At 64.0% G+C, this 11,123-nt stretch carries 12 protein-coding genes; all 12 read left to right on the forward strand.

Annotated features, from left to right (window positions below; all coding sequences use genetic code 11):
* Positions 1–1,806: a RagB/SusD family nutrient uptake outer membrane protein gene (locus tag JAO73_RS15670; protein WP_198978082.1), complete on the forward strand. Its 1,806-nt coding sequence runs from the start codon at positions 1–3 to the stop codon at positions 1,804–1,806.
* A gap of 135 nt (positions 1,807–1,941) precedes the next feature.
* Entirely contained in the window at positions 1,942–2,706 is a 765-nt protein-coding gene (locus tag JAO73_RS15675) for an SDR family NAD(P)-dependent oxidoreductase (RefSeq protein ID WP_198978083.1), read from the forward strand.
* A gap of 165 nt (positions 2,707–2,871) precedes the next feature.
* Positions 2,872–3,729: a fumarylacetoacetate hydrolase family protein gene (locus JAO73_RS15680; protein WP_198978084.1), complete on the forward strand. Its 858-nt coding sequence runs from the start codon at positions 2,872–2,874 to the stop codon at positions 3,727–3,729.
* Entirely contained in the window at positions 3,716–4,552 is an 837-nt protein-coding gene (locus JAO73_RS15685) for an amidohydrolase family protein (protein ID WP_198978085.1), read from the forward strand. The genes JAO73_RS15680 and JAO73_RS15685 overlap by 14 nt, the downstream gene beginning before the upstream one ends.
* Before the next feature lie 36 nt (positions 4,553–4,588).
* Positions 4,589–5,377, forward strand: a complete 789-nt coding sequence (locus JAO73_RS15690; protein ID WP_198978086.1) for an L-fucose dehydrogenase — start codon at positions 4,589–4,591, stop codon at positions 5,375–5,377.
* A gap of 141 nt (positions 5,378–5,518) precedes the next feature.
* Positions 5,519–6,535 (forward strand): zinc-binding alcohol dehydrogenase family protein, encoded by a 1,017-nt coding sequence (locus JAO73_RS15695; RefSeq protein ID WP_198978087.1) that lies wholly within the window; start codon positions 5,519–5,521, stop codon positions 6,533–6,535.
* 269 nt (positions 6,536–6,804) lie between these two features.
* On the forward strand, positions 6,805–7,500 hold the full coding sequence (locus JAO73_RS15700) for a hypothetical protein (RefSeq protein WP_198978088.1): 696 nt from the start codon (positions 6,805–6,807) through the stop codon (positions 7,498–7,500).
* 37 nt (positions 7,501–7,537) lie between these two features.
* Complete coding sequence (locus JAO73_RS15705) at positions 7,538–8,200, forward strand: hypothetical protein (RefSeq protein ID WP_198978089.1); 663 nt, start codon at positions 7,538–7,540, stop codon at positions 8,198–8,200.
* Positions 8,179–8,997: a sensor histidine kinase gene (locus JAO73_RS15710; RefSeq protein ID WP_198978090.1), complete on the forward strand. Its 819-nt coding sequence runs from the start codon at positions 8,179–8,181 to the stop codon at positions 8,995–8,997. Before JAO73_RS15705 ends, JAO73_RS15710 begins: the two co-directional genes overlap by 22 nt.
* Positions 8,998–9,067: 70 nt before the next feature.
* The gene (locus tag JAO73_RS15715; RefSeq protein ID WP_198978091.1) at positions 9,068–9,733 is read left to right on the forward strand and encodes a response regulator transcription factor; all 666 of its coding nucleotides are present in this window, start codon (positions 9,068–9,070) and stop codon (positions 9,731–9,733) included.
* Between the two features lie 387 nt (positions 9,734–10,120).
* Positions 10,121–10,663, forward strand: coding sequence for a phage tail protein (locus tag JAO73_RS15720; RefSeq protein WP_198978092.1), 543 nt, complete (start codon positions 10,121–10,123; stop codon positions 10,661–10,663).
* A gap of 261 nt (positions 10,664–10,924) precedes the next feature.
* On the forward strand, positions 10,925–11,123 hold a 199-nt coding region (locus JAO73_RS15725), incomplete at its 3' end, for a hypothetical protein (protein ID WP_198978093.1).

Genomic DNA, 11,123 nt, shown 5'->3' on the forward strand with positions numbered 1-11,123 from the left:
ATGAAATCGTTTCTGAAATACTCCGCGCTGACCCTGGCCACCGGCGCCGCCCTGGCCCTGGGCAGCTGCGAGAAGGCCCTGGACAAGATAAACCTGGGCGCCACCCCCGGCGACCTGATTTACAACGACTCGACGCTGGCCAACTTGAGCCTGAACTACATCTACGACCAGAACCTGCCGCTGTGGTTTGGCATGGGCGGCGTTGGCTTCAGCACGGTCAACCCCACCGGCCTGTCCGACGAGTCGTTTGCCGACAACGCCTACCTGCAGGGCACCGTGCAGCCGAACGACGTGACGGACTTCGGCACCACCCTGGACAAGGGCAACAACTACGGGAAAATCCGGACCATCAACATGTTCATCCGGGACGTGCGGGCCGGCAGCTTGCCCGCGGGCACCAAAAACCGCCTGATTGCGCAAGCGCAGTTTTTCCGGGCCTGGCGCTACTTCGACCTCGTGCGCCTCTACGGCGGCGTGCCCCTGGTGATGAGCCCGCTCAACGGCGTGGGCTCGGAAGCCCGCGACCTCACCTACCTGCCCCGCAACACCACCACCGAAACCTACGCCGCCATCGCGGCCGACCTGGACTCGGCGGCCCGCGCGCTGCCGGGCAAGTGGCCCGCTTCGGCCGACTGGGGGCACATCACAAAGGGCGCCGCGTTGGCCTTCAAAGGCCGCGCGCTGCTCTACGCCGCCAGCCCGCAGTTCAACCCCGGCGACGACGTGGCCCGCTGGCAGGCCGCCTACGACGCCAGCCTGGCCGCCAAAAACACGCTCTCGGCCAACGGCTACGCCCTGCACGCTTCCTACGACCAGATGTGGTTCCAGGAAGTGAACAACCCCGAGGCGGTGATGATTACCGGCTTCAACACCTCGAGCGGCGACCAGACCAAGAAAAACAATACCTACGACAACGGCACCCGTCCCTCGTATACGGGCACCGGCGGCGGCTCGAACCAGCCCACCTGGGACATGGTGCAGGCCTACCCCATGCTCGACGGCAAGCGCCCCGGCCAGTCGACGCGCTACGTGTACAGCCAGCAGCTGTTTTACAAAAACCGCGACCCGCGCTTCGACAAAACCATTGCTTACAACGGCTGCGTGTGGCCCCTCAACGGCAACACCTCCTACCGCCTCTGGACCTATTACAAGGGCACGGCTTCGGTGGAAACCAAAGCCAGCACCACCAGCTTCTACACCCGCAAGGCCATCAACCCCACCGTGGACGTGAGCTCGGCGGTGTACGTGGGCACCGACTGGATGGAGATTCGCTACGCCGAAGTGCTGCTGAACCTGGCCGAAGCCGCCTGCGGCATCAACGACCTGACCACGGCCTTCGACCAGCTGAAAGCCATCCGCAAGCGCGCGGGCATCGAGGCCGGCACCGACGGCAACTACGGCCTGACCACCGGCATGAGCCGCGCCCAGATGTTCGATGCCATCCTGTATGAGCGCCAGATTGAGTTCGCCTTCGAAGGCAAGCGCTTCTGGGACCTGCGCCGCTGGCGCAAGCTCGAAAGCACGCTAAACGGCAAGCGCCGCCTGGGCCTGACCATCACGCTGACGGCCACGGCCCCGAGCGACTTCGCCACGACCCGCGACGCCCTTGCCGCGGCCCCCGGCGGCTTGGACAACATCTACACCAACTACTTCACCATTGCCACCAAGCAGGTCGACACGAAGTACAACATCGCCTACAAGCCGGAGTACTACTTCTTTGCCATCCCGCAGCAAGCCATCGACAACAACCCCAAAGTGCAGCAGAACAACGGCGTCTGGGGTGGGGCGTTCGACCCGCTGCGCTAAGCAACTGAAACTGCCGGCCGGCCGGCTAGCCTGGCCCGGGGCCAACGCGCCGCCATTCTTCTGGAGTGGCGGCGCGTTGTATTTGTAGGGGGCAGGCTGTTCTGCCCGCTTTCCTGCTTCAATCTCCTTTCCTGCATGTTTAGTTTATCCGGAAAAACGGCCGTCATCACCGGCGGCGGCAGCGGCATTGGCCGGGCCATTGCGTTGTTGTTTGCCCGCCAGGGCGCCGCCGTGCACATCATTGAGTTGAACGCCGAGGCCGGCCGGGACGTGGTGGCTGAAATCCGGCAAGCCGGCGGCACGGCCGCCGTGCACGCCGCCGACGTGAGCCAGCAGGCCGCCGTGGTGGCCACGTTTCAGGCCATTGGCCGGGTTGATGTGCTGGTGAACAACGCGGGCATTGCCCACGTGGGCACCGTGGAAACCACCTCCGAAGCCGACTTCGACCGCGTGTACCAGGTGAACGTGAAGGGCGCCTACAACTGCCTCTTCGCCGCCGTGCCGCTGATGAAGGCGCAGGGCGGTGGCGCTATCGTGAACATGGCCTCCATTGCCGCGCACGTGGGCCTCACCGACCGCCTGGCCTACTCCATGAGCAAGGGCGCCATCTTCGCCATGACGCTTTCGGTGGCGCGCGACTACCTGGGCAGCAACATCCGCTGCAACAGCATCTCGCCGGCGCGGGTGCACACGCCGTTTGTCGACGGCTTCATTGCCAAAAACTACGCCGGCAAAGAAGCCGAAATCTTCGAGAAGCTCTCAAAGAGCCAACCCATCGGCCGCATGGGCCAGCCCGACGAAGTGGCTGCCCTGGCCCTGTACCTGGCCTCGGACGAGGCCGGCTTCGTGACCGGCTGCGACTACCCGCTCGACGGCGGCTTCATCAAGCTGAATACCTAGCCCGGTCCCAATCCGCCGGCGCCCATCTCCGCGCAACAGGACACTACAGGAACGTCGCGTCACGGGCCCCGCAGCATCTTTACCGCGCCACCTCGGCTCCCCCTCTCCTTTCGGAGAGGGGGCCGGGGGGTGAGGCGCCCGCCAGCACGTAAACCCACATACCCTATGAAACTCATCCGCTACGGCCAGCCCGGCCAGGAAAAACCCGGCGTCATCCTCCACGACCAGCACTACGACGCCTCGGCTTTTGGCGAAGACTACAACGAAGCGTTTTTCGCCACCGACGGCCTCGCGCGCCTGGCGCAATTCCTGAAAGAAAACGAAGGAAAGCTGCCGCAAATCGGGGCCAATGAGCGGCTGGGCCCGCCCGTGGCGCGGCCGTCCAAAATCCTGTGCATCGGCCTGAACTACGCCGACCACGCCCGCGAAACTGGCGCCACGCCCCCGCCCGAACCGGTCCTGTTCATGAAGTCGACCACCGCTTACGTGGGCCCGAACGACGACCTCATAATTCCTAAAAACTCGGTCAAAACCGACTGGGAAGTGGAACTGGCCGTGGTGATTGGCAAAAAAGCTTCCTACGTGGACGAGGCCGACGCCCACGAGTACATTGCCGGCTACGCCCTGCACAACGACGTGAGTGAGCGGGAGTTTCAGCTGGAGCGCAGCGGCACCTGGGACAAGGGCAAGGGCTGCGACACCTTCGCGCCGGTGGGCCCCTTCCTGGCCACGCCCGACGAAATCGGCGACATCGACAACCTGCGCCTCTGGCTGAGCGTGAACGGGCAGGTGATGCAGGACGGCACCACCGCCAACCTCATTTTCAAGATTCCCTTCCTGATTTCCTACCTCAGCCAGTTCATGACCCTGCTGCCCGGCGACATCATCTCGACAGGCACGCCGGCCGGTGTGGGCCTGGGCATGAAACCGCCCGTCTACCTCAAGCCCGGCGACGTGGTGGAGCTGGGCATAACCGGCCTGGGCACCTCGCGCCAAACCGTGAAAGCGTATGGCCAGAATTGACGCCCACCAGCACTTCTGGCAATTCGACCCCGTGCGCGACGCCTGGATAGGCGACGACATGGCCGTTATTCAGCGCGACTTTCTGCCGGCCGACTTAGCGCCCGTTTTGCAACGGCACGGCTTCGATGGCTGCGTGGTGGTGCAGTCGGACCAAACCGAAGCCGAAAACGAGTTTCAGCTGGCCAACGCGGCTGCACATCATTTCATCAAAGGCGTGGTGGGCTGGGTCGATTTGCAGGCGCCGAATGTTGCCGAGCGACTGGCATACTACAGCCAGTTTGCGAAGCTGAAGGGCTTCCGCCACGTGCTGCAGGGCGAGGCCGACCGCGCGCTGATGCTGAAGCCGAGCTTCCGGCGCGGCATTGGGGCACTGGCGGCGCATGGCTTCACCTACGACGTGCTGATTTTCCCCGACCAACTCGGCTTTGCGGCCGAGCTGGCCGCGGCATTTCCCAATCAGCCGTTCGTGGTCGACCATTTGGCCAAGCCGCGCATCAAAGACCAGCTCATTGAGGAGTGGGCCCGCGACATCCGGGCCGTGGCCGCGCACGGAAACGTGAGTTGCAAAGTATCGGGCATGGTGACGGAAGCCAACTGGCAGGGCTGGCAGCCGCGGGATTTTCGGCCTTATCTGGACGTGGTGTTTGACGCCTTTGGGCCCAGCCGGGTGATGTACGGGTCTGACTGGCCGGTGTGCAACGTGGCCGGCGGCTACGCCCGCGCCCTGGGCATTCTGGAAGCGTACATGCAACCGTTTTCGGCTGCCGAGCAGGCGCAGTTTTGGGGCGACAACGCCGCCGCTTTCTACCAACTGACCCATTAATTGATAACTGCTCACTGTTACCTATTACCTGAAAACATGGATTTGCAGCTGCAGAACAAGGTCATCATCGTCACGGGCGGGGCCAAGGGCATTGGCGAAGGCATCTCGCGCGTGCTGGCGGCCGAGGGCGCCATTCCGGTCATTGTGGGCCGCAACGCGGCCGACAACCAGCAAACCGTGGCGGCTATCGAGGCCGCGGGCGGGCAAGCGGGGCAGGTGGCGGCCGAGCTGGCCGAGCCGGAGGAGTGCGCCCGCGCCGTGCAGGCCGTCGTCGCGCAGTATGGCCGCATCGACGGGCTGGTGAACAACGCCGGCGTGAACGACGGCGTGGGCCTGGAAACCGGCGACTACGCCGCCTTCATGCAGAGCCTGCACCGCAACGTGGTGCACTACTACCTCATGGCCCACCACGCGCTGCCCGAGCTGAAAAAGTCGCGGGGCGCCATCGTCAACATCACCTCCAAAACCGCCGAAACCGGCCAGGGCCACACCTCGGCCTACGCCGCGGCCAACGGCGGCCGCAACGCCCTCACCCGCGAGTGGGCCGTGGAGCTGCTCAAATACGGCATCCGGGTAAACGCCGTGATGGTGGCCGAATGCTGGACGCCCGCCTACGAAACCTGGATTCAGACCCTGCCCAACCCCGAGGAGAAGCTGCGCGAAATCACCAGCAAAATCCCCTTGGGCAACCGCATGACCACCGCCGAAGAGCTGGCCAACACCACGGCCTTTCTGCTCTCCCCGCGCAGCAGCCACACCACCGGCCAGATTCTGCACGTCGACGGCGGCTACGTGCACCTCGACCGCGCCCTGGCCAATGCCTAGCCGCCGAGAGCATCTGTCATCCTGAGCGCCGCGAAGGACCTTCTCACGTCAGGGCCATTTGCTCAAACGTAAGAAGGTCCTTCGCTGCGCTCAGGATGACAGGTGCCCCCTTCACCGCCCCACCATTTCACCTCCTCCCCCATGAACACCCTCGTTTGCCTTGAGCCGGGTCGGTTTGCCTACCAGCAGCGGCCCTCCCCCACCGCCCAGCCCGGCCAGGCTCTGATACGCATTCGCCGCATCGGCATTTGCGGCACCGATTTGCACGCATTTCAGGGCACGCAGCCCTTTTTTAGCTACCCGCGCGTGCTGGGCCACGAGTTGGCCGGCGAGCTGCTCGACGCCGGCGGCGCCGAAGGCTTTGCCGTGGGCGAAGCCGTCACCTTTATTCCTTATTTCAACTGCGGGCACTGCATTGCCTGCCGCCGCGGCTTGCCCAACTGCTGCGCCAGCATCCGGGTGTTTGGCGTGCACACCGACGGCGGCATGACCGACGTGGTGGCCGTGCCCGCCGACAAGCTGGTGCACGGCGAAGGCCTGAGCTACGACGAGCTGGCCCTGGTGGAGCCGCTGGCCATTGGCGCCCACGGCGTGCGGCGGGCCGCCGTCGAGCCCGGCGAGTTTGTACTGGTGGTGGGCGCCGGCCCTATTGGGCTGGGCGTGATGGAGTTTGCGCGCATTGCCGGGGCCCGGGTCATTGCCCTCGACATCAACGCGCAGCGCCTGGCCTTTTGCCAGGAAAAGCTGGGCGTGGCCCACACCCTCAACGCGCTGGCCCCCGACGTGGCGGCGCAGCTGACCGAAATCACCCACGGCGACATGCCCACCGTGGTGATTGATGCCACGGGCAGCCAGAAGGCCATTCTGGGCGCGTTTTCGTACCTGGCGCACGGCGGGCGCTTCGTGCTGGTGGGCCTGCAGAAGGGCGACATCAGCTTTTCGCACCCCGAATTTCACAAGCGCGAAGCCACGCTCATGAGCAGCCGCAACGCCACCCGCGCCGATTTCGAGCACGTCATTCATTCCATGAAGCAGGGCCTGGTGCAGCCCACCACCTACATCACGCACCGCGTGCGGTTTGAGGAAGTGAAAACCGAGTTTGGGCAGTGGCTCGACCCCGCCACTGGCGTCATCAAAGCCATGGTGGAGTTGGGGTAGGCGCCGCCAGCCCAAGCAGTGCAGGAGGCCCGCATTCCCGGCGTTGCCTCATTCAACCTTGCGTAGCCAGGCCTGGAGCAGGCCGGGGTACCACGTAGAAATACGTGGTTTTTAATCAGCGTACTTCTACGGGTTATTCTCGGCGGAGTACGCTGTTTCTTTGCTCCGCCAAACCGTTACGGCAGCGCCTTCGGACAGAAAAGCGTCGCACGCTGGCAAGTCGCGGCGTTGCCGCACTCACTTATTCACTTTCTCACCCCACTGCTCACATGCAAAAAAGTACTACCGCCGAAGGCACGCTGGCCCCCGCCCTGTTTGACGAATACGCCGCTGTGTGGCACAGCAAAATCAGCGACGTGAGTAATCCCGAGGTGACGAGCTACTTCGCCAACGGCGACAGCGGCCGGCTCACGTACGTGTATTTTTCCATCCAGCGCGTGGCCGAGCTGGTGTCGGCCGTGGGTGTGCAGCACATCAAGGCGCGCTTCGTGCTGATGCCCGACGCCAGCACCGGGCAGTACCGCTTCTCGCTGGTGCTGTTTGCCGCCGATAAGGACGACCGCCAGCTCACGGCCTATTACCTGCCCGACGCCGGCCAGGCCGTGCCGCCCACGGTAGGCGAGCCCCTGCCCGGCGGCCTGGCGGGCCGTTGGCAAGCCGCCTGGGCCGAGGCCGCGCCCCTCACGTCGGCCATGTTCACCACCAGTTACGGCGTGCTGAAGGGCTACAACTTCGACCTGAAGGATTTCCTCACGCCGCTCTTCACCAATGGCCAGCCCTACGACAAGCAGCAGGTGAGGGTATGGCTGGGCCTGCACGGCTACACCACCCCCGACGACCAGCCCACGCAAACCTTCGGCCTGATGGTGCGCCGCTTCGACCCCACGCAGGGCGCCGCCGGCCAGCTGCAGGCCGCTGACGACGTCTTCTTCGACCTGTCGACGCCCTGCCCGCCCGTAGACTAACGTCGGGCCACTCGCTAATCGAAGCATCCTTGTCCTGATGGCAGACTTGCTGCACCTTTCCCTGCAACAGATAATACTTCGGGTTTCGCCCGTGCCCGTGGTGGTGGCGGCGTTTGTGGGGCTGGTGCGCTTCCGCTACCTGCCGCTCAACCTGCGCTACCTGACGGCGCTCATGTGGTTCATCCTGCCGCTGGAGCTGGTGGGCCTGGTGATGATGCTCTACCACCAAAACAACCTCTTTCTGATGCCGCTGTGCGCCATTGGCGAGTTCTGGCTGTTGGCCGTGGTCTACGACAAAACCCTGGCCTCCGCGGCGTTCACGCGCGGCCTGCCCTGGCTGGTGGGCGGCTTTGCGGCCTATGTGCTCTTCGACAGTTTGCACGTGGCCGACGGGCTATGGAAGTTTCGGCCGGGGCAGCAGGTGCTGCAAAGCGTGCTGGTGCTGGGGCTGGTGGGGCTGTATTTCCGCAAGCTGCTGCACGAGCTTCACGTGCAGCAGCTCAAGCGTGAACCCATGTTCTGGGTGTCGGCCGGGCTCACGATTTATTGCCTGGGGTATTTGCAAATTGCGCTTTTCAGCAACTTCTTGCTGCGCTACTCCCACGGCCTGAACATGAACGTGTGGATGGTGCACTCGCTGCTGTTCATCACGCTCTACTGCTGCTACAGCCTGGCCCTATGGCTTCCCCCGAAGAAGTAGCTTTCGGCTCCCTGCTGTTTTGGGGCATCGCCATGATGCTGGTGGCGGCGGGGTGCCTGCTGCTGTTTCTGGTAACCTACCAAAAGCGCCTGCTGCAGCAGCAATTGCGCCTGCGCACCGCCGAAGCCCTGCACCAGCAAGCCCTGCTGGCCGCCGTCATCGAGGCCCAGGAGGGCGAGCGGGAGCGCATCGGCCAAGACCTGCACGACGGCATCGGCTCCACGCTGGCCACGGCCAAGCTGCTCGTGAACCGCCTCGGCAGCCAGCCCGGCCCCGCCAATGCGCCCGACCTGCTCACCCTCGTGGAAGAGCTCATGGCCACCGCCGTGCAGGACGCCCGCAGCATTTCGCACAGCCTCTACCCCGCCGTGCTGGCCCGCTTCGGCCTGGCCGAGGCCCTGCAACACCTCGTGGACGTGGCCAACGAAACCGGCACGCTGCGCATCGGCCTTGCGCTGCACTACCCGCGCCCCCTGGCCCTGCGCCAGGAGCTGGCCCTGTACCGCATTTGCCAGGAGCTGGTGCACAACGCCCAGAAACACGCCAAGGGCGCCACCCGCCTCGACGTGGCGCTGCAGCAGCGGGGCGAGCGGCTGGTGCTGACGGTGGAAGACGACGGCTGCGGCCTGCCCGCCCCGGCCGGCGGCAGTCCAGTACCGTCCGTGGTGGCCGGGGCGGGCCTGCGCAACATCGACGTGCGGGTGCAAATGCTGGGCGCCCGCCTGCACCAACAGGTGCCTGCCGCCGGGGGCACCTGCTTCCGCATCGAGTTGCAAACGCCAGAACAACCCAGCTGAATATGCTGATTATTTAGTCGTTACATTCGTCCTCCATTACCCTTTGCCCCACCTTGGCTACCCCATTGGCATGGCTCCTACCCACCCCGTCCACATTGCTCTTCTCGACGACCACCCCCTGTTTCGGCAGGGGCTGCGCTACATCCTTCAGGCCCTGCCCTACGTGGAGGCCGTAACCGAAGCTTCTACCCTGCCCGAACTGCTGGCTTCCTTCGAGCTGCGCCTGCCCGACGTGCTGCTGCTCGATTTGCAAATGCCGCACATGGACGGCCCGGCCGTGGCCCAGGAGCTGCTGAGCAAGTTTCCCGAGCTGAAAATTGTGGTGCTCTCCATGCATTCGGCCGATAAATTCATCACCCAGATGATGAAGCTGGGCGCCCGCAGCTACCTGCCCAAAGACGCCGGCCCCGAAGAGCTCATCCGGGCCCTGGAAGAGGTGCTCACCACCGGCTACCACTTCACGCCCCGCATCTCGCGGGCGCTGATGCGGGGCGTGCAGCAGCCCACCCGCCAACAGCCGGCCAAGCTGCTGGAGCCCGACCACTTCACGCCCCGCGAGGAGGAAGTGCTGCGTCTCATCTGCGAAGGCCACACCGCCGCCGAAATTGCCCGGCACCTGTTCATCAGCAAGCGCACGGTGGAAGGCCACTGGCAGCGGCTGCTGGAAAAAACCGGCACCCGCAACGTGGCAGGCCTCGTGGTATTCGCCGCCAAACACGGCATGCTGGAGGTGTAGCGGGCCGGTGCCGGCATTGCCCGGCTCCGCTAGGCACTAGTAGAAATACGCGGTTTCCGAAACCACGTATTTCTACGCTATAAACGACCGGGTTAGGCCCTTTCCTTTGCTGGCACAAACAGGGTGTTGCGCACGCCGCAGCTTGTTTGCCTAGCCTGAAACCGTTGGCAGCTACGTCGTTGGCCTGCCGGCCAACCACCGACTGCGTCCGCCCCTGCGCAAGGCGTTGGCCAAGCGGTTGGAGCCGGGTACCGGCCGCTGCCATGCCTCATGCCCCGGTTAGGCGAGCGCAGGGACAGCCGGCCCGAGTAGCCCAACTGCAACACACTTCTTTCTGGCTCTGGCAGGGTGCCGGGGCTCTTTTTACCCTTTTCCTTTTTTTCTGTTATGGATGAGTACATCGGTATCGTGAAACTGTTTGCGGGCAACTTTGCGCCCCAGAACTGGGCGTTCTGCAATGGGCAGTTGATGTCCATCGCCCAGAACTCGGCGCTCTTCTCCATTCTGGGCACCACCTACGGCGGCGACGGGCGGACGACGTTTGCCCTGCCCAACCTGATGGGCCGCGTGCCCGTGGGCGCCGGCAATGGCGCCGGCCTGCCGCCGGTAGTGCCAGGAGAAGTAGCCGGCACCGCTTCGGTGACGCTGACGACGGGCAACCTGCCCGCCCACAATCACCAGATGCAGGTTTCGAGCGGCAGCGCCACTACCAACAACCCCGCCAACAACGTGCTGGCCGTTGACAATGGCGCGGGAAGCGACGAATCTCCCGTGACCGTGAATACCTATGGGGCGGCCACCAACCTGGTTCCCGCCAGCCCCAGCGCCATTGGCATGGCCGGCAACAGTCAGCCGGTTAGCCTGATGCAGCCCTATCTGGGCATGAACTACATCATCTGCCTCAATGGCTTGTACCCGCCTCGTAGCTAAGCGCTTGGTGTAGTAACAACGCGGTATCACGCTGTTTTCTATTGATGGGGAACGGAGTGGTACCGCGTTGTTATTTATTGTGAATTTATTTAACCATTCCGCTTTGGTTGTTGGGATTTCTGCCTAACTTTTCACTGTGCACGAAGGCATTCGCTGTTCTTTAATCCTTATTTTTTCCTTTCCCAATTTCAGATGAAAACATCTTTATGCACTCTTTTCCAAAGGCTGACCTTGCTGGGCAGCCTTTGCGTCTGGCTACTGGTGCTGCTGCCGCTTCAGGGCCACGCCCAAGTGTACTACACGCTAAGCGACGGCGCGCCCACGAGCACCACCGACCAGTTGCGTAGCGTGGCGGCGTCTGGCACGGGGGACGTGCTCCTCAAGGACAATTTTGTGCAGACGGCGGGGCCGCTGGTGCTCGACGCGGCCAACAACCGCCTGCTCGTGGCCGACACCCGCC

It is taken from the genome of Hymenobacter miniatus, assembly GCF_016427455.1.
Classification (GTDB): Bacteria; Bacteroidota; Bacteroidia; order Cytophagales; family Hymenobacteraceae; genus Hymenobacter; species Hymenobacter armeniacus.